The 16,803-nt window shown below is 69.5% G+C and carries 8 protein-coding genes, 2 pseudogenes and 1 riboswitch; of the genes and pseudogenes, 6 read left to right on the forward strand and 4 right to left on the reverse strand.

Annotated elements, in window-relative coordinates; genetic code table 11:
* Positions 1-55 precede the first annotated feature (55 nt).
* Positions 56-9,859, reverse strand: a complete 9,804-nt coding sequence (locus tag RZ1_RS14345) for a non-ribosomal peptide synthetase (protein ID WP_072812843.1) — start codon at positions 9,857-9,859, stop codon at positions 56-58.
* Between the two features lie 283 nt (positions 9,860-10,142).
* A riboswitch (TPP riboswitch) is annotated at positions 10,143-10,239 on the forward strand.
* Between RZ1_RS14345 and RZ1_RS14350 the strand changes: the two genes are divergently transcribed.
* From RZ1_RS14350 to RZ1_RS31775, 5 genes and pseudogenes are all read left to right on the forward strand, one after another.
* Positions 10,232-10,951, forward strand: a complete 720-nt coding sequence (locus RZ1_RS14350) for a TenA family protein (RefSeq protein ID WP_072812844.1) — start codon at positions 10,232-10,234, stop codon at positions 10,949-10,951. Its footprint overlaps the riboswitch before it by 8 nt.
* Positions 10,936-11,955, forward strand: coding sequence for an ABC transporter substrate-binding protein (locus RZ1_RS14355; protein WP_072812845.1), 1,020 nt, complete (start codon positions 10,936-10,938; stop codon positions 11,953-11,955). The genes RZ1_RS14350 and RZ1_RS14355 overlap by 16 nt, the downstream gene beginning before the upstream one ends.
* Entirely contained in the window at positions 11,936-12,730 is a 795-nt protein-coding gene (locus RZ1_RS14360) for an ABC transporter permease (protein ID WP_072812847.1), read from the forward strand. Before RZ1_RS14355 ends, RZ1_RS14360 begins: the two co-directional genes overlap by 20 nt.
* The gene (locus RZ1_RS14365) at positions 12,727-13,467 is read left to right on the forward strand and encodes an ABC transporter ATP-binding protein (protein WP_072812849.1); all 741 of its coding nucleotides are present in this window, start codon (positions 12,727-12,729) and stop codon (positions 13,465-13,467) included. Before RZ1_RS14360 ends, RZ1_RS14365 begins: the two co-directional genes overlap by 4 nt.
* A gap of 378 nt (positions 13,468-13,845) precedes the next feature.
* Positions 13,846-13,993: pseudogene (locus RZ1_RS31775) on the forward strand (phosphatidylinositol mannoside acyltransferase); the annotation flags it as partial.
* A gap of 165 nt (positions 13,994-14,158) precedes the next feature.
* Here the strand turns inward: RZ1_RS31775 and RZ1_RS14370 are convergent.
* The 3 genes and pseudogenes from RZ1_RS14370 to RZ1_RS14380 all read right to left on the reverse strand — a co-directional run bounded on the left by RZ1_RS14370 (position 14,159) and on the right by RZ1_RS14380 (position 16,147).
* Entirely contained in the window at positions 14,159-14,458 is a 300-nt protein-coding gene (locus tag RZ1_RS14370; RefSeq protein ID WP_072812850.1) for a hypothetical protein, read from the reverse strand.
* Positions 14,459-14,570: 112 nt separating this feature from the next.
* Positions 14,571-15,060, reverse strand: a pseudogene (locus RZ1_RS30030) (hypothetical protein); the annotation flags it as partial.
* A 355-nt stretch (positions 15,061-15,415) separates the two neighbouring features.
* Positions 15,416-16,147: a TetR/AcrR family transcriptional regulator C-terminal domain-containing protein gene (locus tag RZ1_RS14380; RefSeq protein ID WP_072812852.1), complete on the reverse strand. Its 732-nt coding sequence runs from the start codon at positions 16,145-16,147 to the stop codon at positions 15,416-15,418.
* 133 nt (positions 16,148-16,280) lie between these two features.
* Here RZ1_RS14380 and RZ1_RS14385 point away from each other — a divergent pair, with 133 nt between their 5' ends.
* Positions 16,281-16,745, forward strand: coding sequence for a hypothetical protein (locus tag RZ1_RS14385; RefSeq protein ID WP_072812853.1), 465 nt, complete (start codon positions 16,281-16,283; stop codon positions 16,743-16,745).
* The last annotated feature ends 58 nt before the right edge of the window (positions 16,746-16,803 follow it).

Below are 16,803 nucleotides of genomic sequence, written 5' to 3' on the forward strand. Positions count from 1 at the left end.
CGTCAAGGTACCAACAATCTGCACGCGCGATGCAATGTCCGGGCACCCGGTGGACCTACCGGTCGTCGGACCCGTCCACCACCGCCTCGGCATCGGCCTGCTCGGCCGGCACCAGCCCGTCCGCGAGCGGTTCGAGAAAGCCGATGTGCGCGAAGTACGTCACGTACCAGGCCAGCACCTCGTCGTCGACCACCGGGCACTCGAGAGCCGAGTCCACGAGCGCGCGGCGCGCGTTCTCGTCGTCGAAGTCCTCCGCCTCGGACAGGCCCTGCGCAAACTCGCCGGCGACCAGCATCGCGCGGGTCAGCCGGTCGTCGCCGCGCTCGGACAATGTCTGCGAGGCCTCGATCAGCGCGGTCGCGAACACCTCGTCGCTCACCGGCCGCAGCTCGAATCCGTGGGCCCGCAACCGCGCGACGAGATCGTCCGCGGCGACGCGGCGCCGGTTGACGAGGTGGAAGTTTCCGCCGATCGTCGACGGATCGAGGGCGAGCGCGACCAGCGCCGCCGCCACGTACGTGACGGGGACGAGCGCGACCGAACCGACCGCGGACTCCGGCACCATCCGCAGCGCCACCATCGCCCGGACGACGTTCCAGAACGCGTCGTCGGTGCCGGCCGCCCCGGACACGGTGTCGCCGCTGATCAGGCCCGGACGATAGATCGAGACCGGGATGCCGCGGCGCCGCGCGGCGGCGACGAGTTCCTCCGCCACCCACTTGCTGCGGACATACCCGGAGTCCATCACCCGCTCCGTGGGCAGCCGATCGTCCTCACCTACCAGCCGCGGAGCACCGTCCGCGGGTACGGGCGCGGCAGTGTCGGTGAGCACCGACCCGGTGGAGACGAAGTGCACGGGTTTGACCGTCCCGGTGACGGCGAGCCGGAGGATCTCCTCGGTGCCGGACACGTTCGCCGCCCGCATCCTGCTGTACGGCTCGATGTGATTGACGCGGGCACCGTTGTGCACGATGACATCCACGCCGCGGGCGAGATCGTCGAACTCCGTGTCGGACAACCCGAGTCGCGGCTGCCCCAGATCACCCGGTACCACCACGATCCGTCCGCGGTAGTACTCGCGCCACAATCCGAACGCACGGAGCCCCGCCTCGATGCGATCGAGGCCTTCGGCCTCGGACGTCGTCCGAACCAGACACCACACGCGCATGCCGCTGTGCGCCAGCAGATCCCGCAGCAGGTACCGGCCGAGGAAGCCGGTGGCTCCGGTCAGCAGCACACGCCGACCGTCCGGTCGTGCCGCCGGGATCCCGTCCGGGACGATGTCGGCGGCCAGTTCGAGATCGCCCTCCCACTCGGCGGCCGGCGATGCGTCGGGTGTTCCGGCCTCGATGAGCCGGGCAAGCTTGTAGACCGGTGCATGTTCGAACAACTGCGGCACCGTGACCTCCACACCGAAGCGCTCGGTGACGGCGGCGGCCAGGGACAGGATGAGCAGCGAGTGCCCGCCGAGATCGAAGAAATCGTCGTCCGCCCCGACCTGCTCGACGTCGAGCAGGCGCGAGTAGATCTCGGCGACGCCCTGCTCGTACCGGGTCGACGGGGCGCGGAACGGACGCGACACGACCGACGGCTCCGGCAGTGCCCGCCGATCCAGCTTGCCCGACGGGGTGAGCGGCAACGCGTCGAGCACCACGATCGCCGACGGCACCATGTGCGCGGGCAGCCGGGATGCGGCGACGCGGAGCAGTTCCTGCTCGTCGAGATCACCGTCGACGGCAGGCACCACGTACGCGACGAGTCGCGGTGCCGTGTCGCGACCCACCGTCACGGCCGCGGCGACCGCGTCGTCAGCCAGGAGTACCGCGTCGATCTCACCGAGCTCGATGCGCAGCCCGTGGATCTTGACCTGGAAATCGGAGCGACCGTGATAGACGAGTTCCCCGGTGACGTTGCGGCTCACCACATCACCGGTGCGGTACATGCGCTCGCCCCAACCGTCGAGGGGGTTGGCGACGAACCGCGCCGCGGTGAGCGCGACCCGCCGGTGATAGCCGCGGGCCAGCGCGTCACCGACGAGATAGAGCTCACCGGGGACACCGACCGGCACCGGCCGCAGCCGCGAATCGAGCACCAGATGCCCGGCCCCGCGCACCGGATGACCGAGGGCCACCGGCACACCCGGCGACAGCGGCCCGGCGGTGTGGGTCATGATCGTCGCCTCGGTCGGTCCGTACGCGTTGAACACGGCGCGGCCACCGACCGCCCATCGCCGGACCACGTCACCGGTAACCGCCTCTCCACCGGTGACCAGGACGCGGCAGTCGCCGAGATCGTCCGGGTCGACGGTGGCGGCGACCGACGGGGTGAGGAACGCGTGGGTGACGGCCCGGTCCCGCATCAGCCCGGCGAGCGCGGAACCGCCGTAGGCGTGAGCAGGCGCAACGACGACGGTCGCGCCGACGGAGACCGCGAAGACCTGCTCGAGGACGGAGGCGTCGAAACTCGGCGAGGCGACGTGCAGCACCCGCGACCGCGCATCGAGCCGGTACCGTTCACGCACCTCCACGCACAGGTTGTACAGGCCCGCGTGGGTGACGGTCACGCCCTTCGGGGTGCCGGTCGAGCCGGAGGTGTAGATCACGTATGCGACTTCACCGGGATACACCGGCGGGAACTCCGCTGGATCGGAATCGGAATCCGCTGCAACAGAGAATGTCTCGGCATCGTCGTCGAGTGCGAGCCACTGCGGGCCCGCAGGCAGCGCCGGACGATGCTCGGCGAGGGTCAGCCCCACGCGCGCACCGGAATCCGCGACGACATATGCGAGCCGGTCCGCGGGGTAGTCGACATCGACGGGGACGAACCCGGCACCGCAGCGCGCGACCGCCCACATCGCGAGGATCGACTCGGCCGACCGGGGTACCGCGACGAGCACGAGATCGCCTCGGCCGACGCCCCGCTCACGCAGGACGCGCGCCCACCGCCGCGCAGCCGCGTCGAGGTCACCGTAGGTGAGCGCGGCGTCGCCGCTCACCACCGCGACCGCGGTCGGGTCGGCTGCGGCCGCGGCGAGCAACGCCGGCAGCGTCTGCGGCCGCAACCCGACCCGCCGGCCCGACGTCAGCACACCGGCCCGCTCGTCGGGCGACAGGATCTCGACGTCGCCGACCGCCGTGTACGGAACGGCCGTGACGGCGTCGAGGATCCGCACGAGCCGCTCGGCCAGGACCTCGACGGTCGCCGCATCGAACAGGTCGGTGGCGTAACCGATCACCAGGGACAACGCGCCCGGTCCGCCGGCCGTGTCTGCAGCCTCACCGATCGCGAACTGCAGATCGAACTTCGACAGGTGCGTCTCGACCGCGAACTCGGCGACGGTCAGGTCCGGCAGCGTGAGTTCCTGCCGCTCGAAGTTCTGGTACGCCAACGCAACCTGGAACAGGGGGTGACGCCCCGGCGACCGCTCGGGATCGAGAGCCTCGACGAGCCGCTCGAACGGAATCTCGGAGTTCGCGTGCGCCGCCAGGTCGACTTCCCGGACACGGGACAGGAAGGCGGTGAACGACTCGGCGGGGTCGATCTCGGTGCGGAGCACGACCGTGTTGACGAACATGCCGACGAGATCGTCGAGTACCCGGTGGCCCCGGCCTGCCAGTGGTGTGCCGACGGCGATGTCGGTGGAGCCGGACAGCCGGGACAGCAGCAGCGCCAGCGCGGCGTGCACCACCATGAACGGTGTCGCACCGGAACGTTCGGCCGTGGCGTCGATCGCGGCGCGCGTGGCGGCCGGGATCGTCGCGTGGACCTGCCCGCCACGACCGGATCCCGTTGCGGGCCTGCGACGGTCGCTCGGCAGGTCGAGCTGGGCAGGCAGCCCCGCCAGGTGTTCCCGCCAGTAGGCCAACTTGCGGCTGTGACCCGAATCGGGATCGGTTCCGTCGCCGAGAATCTCGCGCTGCCACAGCGCATAGTCCGCGTACTGCACGGGCAGCGGTTCCCAATCGGGCGCCTGTCCGGCGACACGAGCGGTGTAGGCCGCCGCAAGATCCCGGATCAGCGGGGCCACCGAGAAACCGTCCGCGGCGATGTGGTGAACGACCACCGCGAGCACGTACTCGCCGTCCCCGATGCGCAGCAGCCGGGCGCGCACGGGAACCTCGGCGGTGACATCGAATCCCGCGCCGACGAGGCCGGCGAGCTCTTCGTCGAGTCGGCCTGCGGGCACGTCGGCGATCGGCAGCTGCGGCCGCGCCTGCTCGACCGTCAGCACGACCTGGTGGCCGGTGCCGTCCGCTTCGGGATAGACGGTGCGCAGCACCTCGTGCCGTGCCACGACATCACCGAACGCGTCGCACAGAGCATCGACGTCGAGAGTCCCGGACAGCCGGACCACCAGCGGAATGTTGTGCAGCCCCGAGCCGGTGTCGAACCGGTTGAGGAACCACATCCGCGACTGCGACCACGACAGCGGAAGCCGTTCCGGCCTGGGACCGGAAACCGGTCCGCCGACAGCACCGGCGAGCTCGGAATCCTCGAGCAGCGCGGCGAATTCGGCAACGGTCCGGGTGTCGAACAGCGACCGGACGGTCACGTCCGCGCCCAGTTCGTCGGCGAGTCGCGCCGCGACCTGCGTGGCCGACAACGAGTTCCCGCCGAGCGCGAAGAAGTCGTCCTGAGCACCGACCGTCTCCACGCCGAGAACCGCGGCGAACACGTCCGCGACGATCCTCTCCGCATCCGTGGCGGGCGAGACGAATTCGCGGGTCTCGAACACCGGGTCGGGCAGGGCCGCGCGGTCGAGCTTGCCCGAAGATGTGACCGGGAAACCGTCGACGACGACGATCGCGTCCGGCACCAGGTGAGCCGGCAGGACGCGGACGAGCGCGCTGCGCAGCGCACCGGCGTCCACACCGCTCGCCGCCTCCGCCGGAGCCGCAACGACATAGGCGACGAGCCGATCGCCGGCGGCGGCGGCGGCGTGATGAACGGTCGCGACCGCCTGCGCAACCTCCGACCGGTTCAGCAGCGCCGACTCGATGTCGCCCAGCTCGATCCGCACACCGCGGATCTTCACCTGAGAGTCGGTGCGCCCCAGGTAGAGCAGCTGGCCCTCCGCGGTCCACTGCACGCAGTCGCCGGTGCGGTACAGACGTGCTCCGGCCGGCCCGAACCGGTCCGCGACGAACCGCTCGGCCGTCAGATCCGGCCGGCCGTGATAGCCCCGAGCCTCCTGCACGCCGGACAGATACAACTCACCCCTCACCCCCACCGGGACGGGATGCATACGCGAGTCCAACACCACGGCACGGGTATTCCACACCGGCCGTCCCATCGGCACCGGACGCGAAGCCAGGTACGGCATCGGCGGCACCAACGCCGACGTCGCGTGGACCGTGAACTCGGTGGGACCGTACAAGTTGTGCACCGCCGCACGCGACACCGCCCGGAACGCCCCGACGGTGGCAGCCGGCAATGCCTCACCCGCCACCGCGACCGCACGCAGCGTCCGCAGCGCCGCAGGATCGGGAACGGTCGTCGCGAACACCGACAGCAGCGACGGCACGAACGACGTCAAGGTGACCGCGCGGCGCCCGATGATGTCGGCGAGCTGTCGCGCATCACGATGCGCCTCCGGCGCAGCGACCACCATCCGAGCCCCGGATGCCAAGGGCGCGAACATTTCCCACACCGACACGTCGAACGTCGCCGGAGTCTTCCACAAGACGGTGTCGGCGACGCTGATCCGGAACAGGTCCGCGATCCACAGCAACTGGTTGACCACCGCCCGATGCGGTACGGCGACACCCTTCGGCTCGCCGGTCGAACCCGACGTGAACAGCACGTACGCCGTGTTGTCGGGACGCAGCGGCGCAAGCCGTTCCGCGTCCCGGATCGGTGCATCGCTGAGATCGGGGACGTCATCGATCCGCAACACGGGCACAGCGCTGTCCCCGCGCTCCACCTGCCACAATCCCCCGTCGCTGCGCTCCACCTGCGACAACCCCCCGTCGCTGCGCTCCACCTGCGACAACCCCCCGTCGCTGCGCTCCACCGTCGAACCGACGAGTACCACGACGGGACGCGCCGCGGCCAGCACCCGCTCGGTGCGCGCGACGGGCTGATCGGGATCGACGGGCACGTACGCACCGCCGGCGTGCAGCACAGCGTGGACCGCAATCAGCAACTCGACCGAGCGTGGTGCGACGACCGCAACGGTGCGCTCGGGACCGACCCCGGCAGCGATGAGCCGGCGGGCCAGCCGGTGCACCCGTGCGGCGAAATCCGCGTAGGTCAGGGCCCCGTCGTCGTCGATGACGGCCTGCAGGTGCGGGGTACGGGCGGCCTGCGCGTCGAGCAGTCGCGGCACCGTGGCCGGCGGCACCGGCCGGTCCGTCGAGTTCCAGCGTCCGAGCACAGTGCCGAGCTCCGCCCGATCCAGGAGGCGGTGGTCGCCGACGGCACGGTCGGGAGCGGCGGTGGCCTCGGCGAGGATCCGCACGAAACGCCGCACGAACACCTCGATCGTTCCTGCGTCGAACAGGTCCGTCGAGTAGGCGACCTCGCCGACGATGCCAGCCGGCTCCCGTTCGTCGCCGAAGCGCTCGGCGAGCGTGACCTGCAGGTCGAACTTCGCCTGCCGCGTAGGGACGTCGACCGTGGTGACGGTCAGCGACGGAAGCTCGAGCTGCATCGCGTCGACGTTCTGGAAGGCGAGCATCACCTGGAACAGCGGGTGGTATGCCTGCGACCGAGCCGGCGCGAGATCGTCGACGATGCAGTCGAACGGCACGTCCTGGTGACCGAACGCCCCGAGGTCGATGTCCCGTACGCGGGTCAGCAGCTCCGTGAACGACTCCGCTGCATCGATCGGGGTGCGCAGCACGAGCGTGTTGACGAACATGCCGACGAGTTCGTCGAGCCCCGCGTCACCGCGACCGGCGGACGGGGTGCCGACCGCCACGTCCGGGGTCCCGGACAGTCGCGCGAGGAGCACGGCGAGCGCCGCATGCACCACCATGAATTCGGTGGTGCCGGTCGTCCGGGCCAGCTCGGCCACCGCGCCGTGGATGTCCGCCGGAATCTCCACGGGCACCGCGGCACCGGACTGCGACGCCACCGCGGGCCGTGGCCGATCCGTGGGTAGCTCCAGCCGGTCCTGCAGCCCCGCCAGTTCCTCGCTCCAGTAACCGAGCTGCTGCGCCATGAGCGAATCCGGCTCGTCGGGATCCCCGAGCCGATCCCGTTGCCACAGTGCGTAATCCGCGTACTGCACCGGGAGCGGCAGGCGTTCGGGCGCGACTCCCGCGGTGCGCGCGCCGTAGGCGCGCATCAGGTCGCGGGTGAGTGGTCCCGCCGAGAATCCGTCCCCGGCAATGTGATGGACGACGACGACGAGGATGTGCTCGTCGTCCGCCACCCGCAGCAGGTGCGTGCGCACCGGGGCGGCCTCGGCGATGTCGAATCCCTCCGACACCAGCGCGTCGATCCGGGCCGGGACCTCGTCCGGGACGACGGTCTCGACCGGCACGGCCCGCTGGGCGGCACCGACCGGAAGCACCAGCTGAGTGCCTGCACCGTCGACCTCCGGGTAGGCGGTGCGCAACACCTCGTGCCGTTCCACGAGATCGCCGACGGCCTGCTGCAACGCGTCGACGTCGAGGGAGCCGGTCAGGCGGACCACGAGCGGGATGTTGTAGAGCGCGGAGCCCGGATCGAGGCGGTCGAGGATCCACAGCCGGGTCTGGGCCGGCGCCAGGGGCACCGGATACGGCCGCGGGCCGGCGACCAATGGGCTTCCCGCCGGGTCGTTGCCCGTCACCCGGTCCACCAGTCGCGCGACACCACCGGCGGTCGGTGCGTCGAAGAAGTCCTGGACGGACAGCGGCTTGCCGAGCCGGGCCGAGATGCGGGAGACCGCGCGGACCGCGCCGAGCGAATTGCCGCCGAGCGCGAAGAAGTTGTCGTCGACGCCCACCCGATCCCGCCCGAGCATCTCCGCGAACACCGCGGCCACCACCGTTTCGGTCGCCGTTTCCGGCAGGCGGTCGTCACCGGTCGGCGCGGGGGCCTCGGGTGCCGGCAGCGCCGCGCGGTCGAGCTTGCCGCTCGTGGTCAGCGGGAACTCGTCGAGCACGCAGTAGGCGGTGGGGACCATGTAATCCGGCAGGGACGCGGACAGCGCGGCGACCACCGCGCCCTCGTCCCACGAGGCGGCCGGCCGCAGCCGCACGTACGCGACGAGACGATCGCCCAGCGCGTCGTCACCGTGCACACGCACGGCGGCCTGTGCGATGCCGTCCTGCCGCGCAAGAGTCTCCTCGATCTCGCCCAGCTCGATGCGCAGTCCCCGGATCTTGACCTGGAAGTCACTGCGCCCCAGGTACTCCAGCTCGTCCGCGCGGGAACGCACCACGAGGTCGCCGGTCCTGTACATGCGTTCGCCGGGAGCTCCGTACGGGTTGGCGACGAACCGTTCGGCGGTCAGTTCCGGCCGGGCGACGTATCCGCGGGCCAGCTGCGTGCCTGCGAGATACAGCTCGCCCTGCGCACCGGCCGGCACCCAGTTCAATCCGCTGTCGAGGATCAGCAGGTCGGTGTCGGCGATGGGCGCGCCGATCGGCACCGAATCGGTGTCGTCATCGGTGACCTCGTGGTGGGTCACGTCGACGGCCGCTTCGGTGGGGCCGTACAGGTTGTGGACCGCCACCGCGGGAAGCAGCTCCCGGACCAGGACTGCGATGCGCGCCGGCAACGCTTCGCCGGACGCGAACAGGTACCGGAGGGAGGTGAGCGAGTCGAGTTCGGCCTCGGCGACGAACACCGAGAGCATCGACGGCACGAAATGCGCGACGGTGATCCCGCGTACGCGCATGAGGTCCACGAGGTAGCGCGGGTCCCGGTGCCCCTCGGGTGCGGCGACGACGAGCCGTGCCCCGGTTTGCAACGGCCAGAACAACTCCCACACGGACACATCGAACGTGACGGGCGTCTTGTGCAGCACCACGTCGGCGGGCCCGAGCCGATACTGCTCCTGCCGCCAGCGCAGGTTCGCGACGATCGCCTCGTGGGTGACGGCGACACCCTTCGGCCGGCCGGTGGATCCCGAGGTGAAGATGACGTAGGCGGTGTCGGCGGTGTGCAGCGGGCGGTGGCGATCGGTGTCGGTGAGCGGCGCCGCCGAGGTCGACTCGAGATCGAGTGCCGACACGTCGAGCACCTCGATCCCCTCCCCCACGGGCACCGGCGCAGTGGCCCCGGTGAGCAGGACCGCGGGCTCCGCGACCTCGAGGATGTACGTCAGCCGCTCGGCGGGGTGGTCCGGATCGAGCGGCACGTACGCGCCGCCGGCCTCGAGCACCGCGTACACGGCCACGAGCAGATCGAAGGATCGGCGCAGCGCGACGGCGACGGTGACGTCCGGCCCGACGCCGGACGCGACGAGGCGGCGGGCGAGCCGGCGGGACCGGTCCGCGAGGTCACCGTAGGTGTACTCGACGCCGTCGAACTCCACGGCCACGGCGTCGGGCGTTGCGGCGGCCTGCGCGGCGAAGGCGGCCGGCAGTGTGTCCGGTCGCACCGCGTCCGGCGCCTGCTCCTCCACCTCGAATGCGGCCAGGTCGTCGGACAGTTCGGCGAGGGCGGCGGCGACGTCGTCGGGGCCGGTACCGGCGAGTCCGGGCAGCAGGCCGGTGAGGACGACGGGAACGAGTGCGTCGGGGCCGATCGCGTCGCCCATGGCGGCGCCGAGGGCGGCCAGTTCCGCGTTGAGGCCGGCGTAGGTGACGACAGCACCGTCCCGCACCAGAGCCACCCGTTCGGGGTCTCGCGAGACAACGTTCGCGATCAGTCGCGGCAGATTCTCGAGATCCGACCGTCCGGAGTCCTCGACGTCCCGCATCCCGTCTTCCACCTTTCCCACATCGCTGTGCGCAGGCGGAGTCGCCGTCGACACCGTCCCGCGACCGCCCGAGCGCGAGCACAGGGGGTCTCGCAGCATGGTCGTCGCACGGAATCGTCGGGGAACTTCACACTGGCGGCGACCGTGCTGACGATCGCCAAACATACAGCTTGTTTTCTATCGACGGTACTGATTGCCGCTACATCCCTGGGCGGGGGCACGACCCTTCCGCTGGCCCCCGACCCGGCGGCGGACCAGCCCGGAACGCCTGCTAGAGTCGCGTTCGTCCGACACGGGGTGCTCCGCACGAGCGGGGCTGAGATCACACCCGTCGAACCTGATCAGGTAATGCTGACGAAGGGATGTCCCGGCATGGCTGTGCCCGTTGACGTTTCACCGGCCGTGACCACCGCGCGCTTCACCGATCGGATGTGGCAACACACCGACACGTTGCGCCGGTCGATCGACGACCTCGAGTTCCTCAGCCGACTGGGCGACGGAACGTTGCCTCTCGACGCGTTCCGCTTCTACATCGAGCAGGACGCGCTGTACCTGGCCGGATACGCCAAGGCCCTCGCTCTGCTGTCGGCCAAGTCACCCGACCCGGCGACCGCTGCGTTCTGGGCGACGAGCGCCGCCACCGCAGCGACCGAGGAGTCGGCGCTGCACAGAAGCCTGCTGACCGGCGGGGTTCTCCCGGCCGGCGACGCTCCGCCCGCCCACTCCCCCGCATGCCTCGGGTATGTGTCGTATCTGACAGCGACCGTCGCCACCGAGCCGTACGCGGTCGGCGCCGCCGCCGTGCTGCCGTGCTTCTGGATCTACGCCGAGGTGGGCCGCGACCTCGCGGCCCGCGCCTCCGGGGTCCTCGCCGCCGACCCGCAGCACCCGTATGCACGGTGGGTGACCACCTACGACGCCCCCGAGTTCCACGCTGCGGTCGCCACCGCCCGCGAGCTCGTCGACGCCGCGGCGGTCGCCGCCACCGACCCGGTCCGCGCCGCGATGGTCGACGCGTTCACCGTCGCGACCCGCTACGAGCTCCTGTTCTGGGACACCGCGCTGCACCGCCACGAATGGCCGGCCTCGTGACTCTGCGCCGCCTCACCGCCCTGCTGGTCGCGGTCACCGCGCTCGCGCTGGTCCCGGCCTGCTCCTCCGACGCCTCGGACGACACGATCCGATTCGCCCTGGACTGGACCCCGAACACCAACCACACCGGCCTGTACGTGGCGATGCAGGAGGGATTGTTCGCCGACGCCGGTCTCGACGTGGAGATCCTGCCGTACAACAACACGACCCCGGACACCCTCGTCGACGCGGGCAACGCCGAGTTCGGCATCTCCACCCAGGGGATGACCACGTTCGCCCGCGCCGCCGGCTCGCGGACCGTCTCGGTGCTGGCCCCGCTGCAGCACTGGGCGACCGGTATCGCCGTCCGGGCGGACCGCACCGATCTCGCGAGCCCCAGAGACCTCGACGGTCACACCTACGCCGGATTCGGTGATCCCGGTGACGAGGAGACCCTGCGGCAGGTCATCCGGGACGACGGCGGCACCGGCGAGTTCACCTCCGTCGTCCTCGGTACGTCCGCCTACGAGGCGGTGTATTCGGGAACCGCCGACTTCACCGCGTCCTACCTGGCGTGGGAGGGGATCGAGGCCGAGCACCGCGGTCTGCCCATGCGCTACTTCACCTACACCGACTACGGCTTCCCCGACGCCTACGCCATCGTGATCAGCGGCAACGAGGATTGGCTGGCCGCGCATCCGGATCAGGCACGCGCCTTCGTGCAGGCCGTGCAGCGCGGTTACGAAATCGCGGCCGACGATCCCGACCGCGCCGCCCAGGACCTCCTCGACGCCAACCCGGGCGCGTTCGAAGACGAAGCACTCGTCTTCGAGAGCCAGCGCATGCTCTCGTCGAACCAGCTGCGCGACGAGAACGGGAACGTCGGTGCCCAGACCCTCGAACGCTGGACGGGCTACTCGCGGTTCCTCTACGAGAAGGGTCTGCTCGCCGGACCCGACGGCCGGCCGCTGACCGAGGAACCGGACTGGTCGACGTACTTCACGAATGACTACCTCACGCCCTGATCCGTCGCCGCGACGCTGGGTCCGCACCGCCGCCCCGGCCGCGGTGGTGGTGCTCGCCCTCATCGCGCTCTGGCAGGCGTACGTGACGGTCTCGGGGATCCGCCCGCAGGTGCTGCCGTCCCCCGCCCGGGTGCTCGGGCAGGGGTGGGCGCACCGCGACGACCTGGCCGCGCACACGTGGTCGACGTTGCAGGTGACGGTCGTCGGATTCGCGGTGTCGCTCGTGGTCGCGTGGGCACTGGCGATCGTGGTGGACTTCTCGCCGTGGCTGCGCCGGGCGCTGGTGCCGTTGTTCGTGGTGTCCCAGACCTTGCCGATCATCGCGATCGCGCCGCTGATGATCATCTGGTTCGGTTTCGGGTTGCTGCCGAAGATCCTGGTGATCGCGCTGGCGACGTTCTTCCCCATGGCGATCGGGCTGATCGAGGGGTTCGCCGCCGCGGACCGGGAGGCGGGGGCATTGCTGCGCAGCATGGGTGCGTCCCGGCGCCAGGTGTTCCGGTACGTGCGCCTGCCGTCGGCGCTGCCGCGGTTCTTCACGGCGCTGCGCATCGGCATCACGTACGCGGTGGTCGGCGCGGTCTTCGCCGAGTACGTCGGGGCCACGTCGGGACTGGGCATCTACATGAGCATCCAGAAGAATTCGTTCCGCACCGATCTGGTGCTCGCCGCGGTGCTCGTCACCGCTACCCTCTCGCTGGCCCTGTATCTGCTCACCTTTCTGGTCGAGCGGATCGTCGCGCCCTGGGCCCTGACCGCCGGGAGTCGCGCATGACCGCCGTGACCGTTTCCGCGTTGCACCGTTCCTTCGCCGACCGCCCGGTTCTCGGCGGCATCGACTTCGACGTCGCCGGAGGCGAATTCGTCTCGGTCATCGGACCGAGCGGCTCCGGCAAGTCCACTCTGTTCGGGTTGATCGCCGGCCTCGATGTCCCGGACAGCGGCAGCATCACCGTCGGTGGTGCACCGGCCGCGCCGGGCCGGGCCGCACTGATGCCGCAGAAGGACCTGCTGTTCCCGTGGCGCAGCGTCGTCGACAACTGCGCCCTCGGCCTCGAGGTACAGGGGATGCCGCGCGCAGACGCGCGGGCGCGGGCGGCGACGCTGTTCCCCGCCTTCGGGCTCGCCGGGTTCGAGGATGCTCGACCCGCCGAACTGTCAGGTGGAATGCGTCAGCGGGCGGCACTGGCACGCACGGTCGTGCAGGGCCGCGACGTGCTGTTGCTCGACGAGCCGTTCGGGGCGCTCGATTCGCTGACCCGCACCGACATGCAGTTGTGGTTGCAGGACGTGTGGATGCGGGACCGATGGACCGTGCTGATGATCACGCACGACGTGCGGGAGGCGGTGCTGCTCTCGGATCGGGTGCTCGTGCTCTCGCCGCGCCCGGCCCGGATCCGGCACGAGGTACGGGTCCCGCTGCCCAGGCCGCGGACTCTCGAGACGCTGACCGATCCGGACTTCGTGGCGCTGGAACGCGAACTCGTCGACGTCCTGCACGCCAACGCATAGTGGGACTTTGCCATGTTTGCCACATCGGGTCGTGAGGGCTCGAGGTTCGGACTGGTTGTCGAGGATGACTAGGTGGATGCCGCAGCCTGAGGTCGGTGAACGTCGAGCTTCGCGTTCGAGGTCTTTGACTCGCTGCTGTTCAGCGGTGGTCACGCCGGGCGTCTCGTCGGCGTCGATCAGGGCCTGGCGGGTCGAGGGGCGCAGCACCTCGACACCGAGCTTCGGACGATCCCTTCGCACGCCGCGAACGCCGACGGGTACTCGTCGAGATGGTCGAGGACCAGCCTCACCGCTCGCTCACGCTGCTCGGCTGGATAGCGTTCGGACATGATGCGCATCCTCCTCGAAAAAAGGGAGGCAGCATCGAACCCGAGACGGCTCACGTTGACACACAGCGGGAACTGGGACCTGGTGGGAGTCGAAACGGCTCAGACCTGAAAGCCTGTTCCGGCGATTCGTGCGGTTCCGGGAAGGTCTGGGTTTGGAGATCATCCCCCTCACAGGCGGTGCGACACCGCCGTTCGAACAACCGTCACGCGGCTGCGGCAGGGGCGGATCGCCGCGCACCCCGCCCGCTGGCACATACCGCAACCGGTCTGGACCGAAGACATGAGCGCCGACTGGCGACCGATAGACCGGCTCGAATGAATACCGAAGTGCGCCAGTCGGACTCTTGCCCGCCCGTGAGGAATCAATGATGCTTGACAAGGAACGGACGGAGAACGACGACATCGTCCGCCGGCGCGAACGTGATCGCGTCGATTCCCGATTCCGCGAAGGTGACACGGATTTCCCGATCACGAGGTGCATCGTCTTGTTGTCGCTCGACAGTTGTTTCGACCAAATAGCTTCGCCGGTACATTCGCCCCGCCTGCTCCCAGGTGTCCACCTCAACGAGGATCGGCCCCTCGCTGGCGAACCCCGGCAGGTCTGCCGCTTTGATGGAGGCGGTTACAATACTGGTGGGCGCTGGCTGGATGGCAGAAGACATGGCGGCCGTCCTTCCCTTCAATCTGAGCAATCGAGGGCCTGACACTGCACCCCGCATGGTGGCTTTCACAGCGACTCTACTCGCGGACGGTGCGGTAGGCCTGCACTCGGTGTCACGGGCCGTGACTGGAAGCACCGGTTCCGACATCGCCCGCACGGCCCCTCGGCGGCTCCCGGCACGCACCGTAGCGGCGCCCTTCCTGAAGCCACGCCGGCGAAGCCCGAGCCGAGGGAAATAACACCGCGAGGGGAATATCACCGAGGCCCTGAGCTTCGAGGCCCTCAACGCGCACTCGTCCACAGCGACTGCGCAGTACCTTGTACCCGCAGCGCGGGCGATACCCCAGATCCGGCTGGATCCGAAATCCATTGGTGCGGAATCGGAGTTCGGATGCGGTCTCGGGTACGTCGTCCGCAGCGGCGCGCGCGGTAGGCAGTCCGGGAGCGCGAGCTTGTGAATGCTGCGCAGGATCAGGAGGAACTGCTTGGGCAGTTCCCCGTGGTGCAGGGGAAGTCGTACCGGTCGCAGAGAACTCTGACGTGTTCGGCGATCTCGGCGTACCGGTTGCCGGGCAGGTCGGGGAAGAGGTGATGCTCGATCTGCCCCACAGATCACCAGGTCCCCGGACCAGGGAACCGGACCTGCCGCGGCGATGCTCGACCTGGACGGGGTCGTACCCATCCGAGATGCTCGAGTGTCGCGACGAGGTGTGCGTGCGAAATGCGGTCCCCGTCGATGCCGGGTGCCGGGCCGCGTGGCCACGTCGACCTTGGCCGCTCGATCCAGTGTCTGGTCGACGAAAGCCCCGTATGGCCGCCGGGTTCAGTTCGGTTGCTTGCGGTGGAATTGCCGGCTCGACCTGATCCGTCCATTTCTGGTGTGCCTCGGCCATCTTCGCCATATCGCTGTGGGCAGCGGAACCGTGTTCGGGACGGCTGGGACAACCGACTCTCGGGTTCAGCTCGCCGCAGGGGCTGGGCTGTCGGGGTCAGGCAGTGTTGCGGTGAGGCCGGCGATCAGAATGTCCAGGCCGCGTTCGAGTTCCGCGGCACCGTCGTACGACGCCAGTACGTGTGCGAGGCTGCGCAGGAGCGGGAACTCGCCGATCGGTAGGCGATGCAATCCCAGGCGCAGCAGGTCTTCGTTCTCGTCGGGTCGTTCGACGAGTTCCTGGAGTTCGTTGAGGACGTGACCGTAAAGGAAGCCGAAAAGAGCCCGGTAGATGTACAGGGCGTCGGTCGCTGTGAAACCGGCCCGGGTCAGCAAGGTGAGGATGTCTTCGAGCGGGCGCAGTGTCCCCCGGGGCCGCAGTCCGAGGGGTGTCTCCAGGGGCCGGGTGACCATCAGTGGGACCACATGGGGATGGTCGAGCGCCAACCGCCGGAAGTTGCGGGCGACCTCCCGGAGTTGAATTGTCCAATCGCCGTCATCGGTGTCGACGTCGAGTTGTTCGAAGACACTTTCTGCGACGCCGTCGAGGAGAGCGGCCTTGTTCGGGGCGTGACGGTAAAGGGTCATCGGGTCGCGGCCGAGGACTTTGCCGAGTCGGCGCATGGACAACGCATCGATTCCGTTGCGGTCGACGATCTCGAGTGCAGCAGCCAGGATTCGCTGCGGGGTGATCGGGCCACGTTCCGGGACCTGCTCACTGTCGGAGCGGCGCGGGCGACCAACGGGAGATTTGGTCATCAGAACACTTTCTTTCACTCTCTGCTACCACCGTAGGCCTCTACTGTAGGGCTCGGGTGTAGGCCTACAGTGTTGACACCCCATCGATGGCGGCGTTGACTAGGTCCTACAACGTGGGCCTCGGGAGGCCGTCATGATCATCATCTTCGGGCTCGTCGTCCTTCTCGCCGCCGTGATCGTCGGACTCACCGGAGTGCTGAGCAACAGCGGCGCCGGGCACGCCTTAACCGACAGTTTCGCCGTGTTCGGCTATCACGTCACCGGTTCCACCGGCACGCTGTTCCTCTACGGCATCGTCGTCGGCGCGGTGGGGCTCATCGGGCTCGGCCTGCTATTGGCCGGAGCCCGGCGGACCTCCCGGCGCGGCCGCGTCGCCCGTCACGATCTGAGGGAATCCCGCCGTGAGACAGCGGATGCGTACCAGGACCGGGACCACCTCGCCGAACAGCGCGAGATGGCCGACGCGAACCCGGACACAGTAGACAGGGCACCGCACGGGGCAAACCATCGCGACCACCGCGCCGAGCGACGTGACTGGCGACACCCGTTCGGTCACCGAACAGGTCGAGCCACCATGCGCCACGGCGTCACACACTGACTACTGACTTGCCCCCGAGGCCGCACCGGACACCGCCCACTCCCAGCGTTGCGGATGG

It is taken from the genome of Rhodococcus zopfii NBRC 100606 = JCM 9919 (assembly GCF_001895025.1).
In the GTDB taxonomy this organism is placed as follows: domain Bacteria; phylum Actinomycetota; class Actinomycetes; order Mycobacteriales; family Mycobacteriaceae; genus Rhodococcus; species Rhodococcus zopfii.

Bases quoted from the DNA above. Each gene is read 5' to 3' on its own strand.
- RZ1_RS14345 (WP_072812843.1), bottom strand. From the start codon at position 9,859: ATGCGGGACGTCGAGGACTCCGGACGGTCGGATCTCGAGAATCTGCCG.
- RZ1_RS14350 (WP_072812844.1), top strand. From the start codon at position 10,232: ATGGCTGTGCCCGTTGACGTTTCACCGGCCGTGACCACCGCGCGCTTC.
- RZ1_RS14355 (WP_072812845.1), top strand. From the start codon at position 10,936: ATGGCCGGCCTCGTGACTCTGCGCCGCCTCACCGCCCTGCTGGTCGCG.
- RZ1_RS14360 (WP_072812847.1), top strand. From the start codon at position 11,936: ATGACTACCTCACGCCCTGATCCGTCGCCGCGACGCTGGGTCCGCACC.
- RZ1_RS14365 (WP_072812849.1), top strand. From the start codon at position 12,727: ATGACCGCCGTGACCGTTTCCGCGTTGCACCGTTCCTTCGCCGACCGC.
- RZ1_RS14370 (WP_072812850.1), bottom strand. From the start codon at position 14,458: ATGTCTTCTGCCATCCAGCCAGCGCCCACCAGTATTGTAACCGCCTCC.
- RZ1_RS14380 (WP_072812852.1), bottom strand. From the start codon at position 16,147: ATGACCAAATCTCCCGTTGGTCGCCCGCGCCGCTCCGACAGTGAGCAG.
- RZ1_RS14385 (WP_072812853.1), top strand. From the start codon at position 16,281: ATGATCATCATCTTCGGGCTCGTCGTCCTTCTCGCCGCCGTGATCGTC.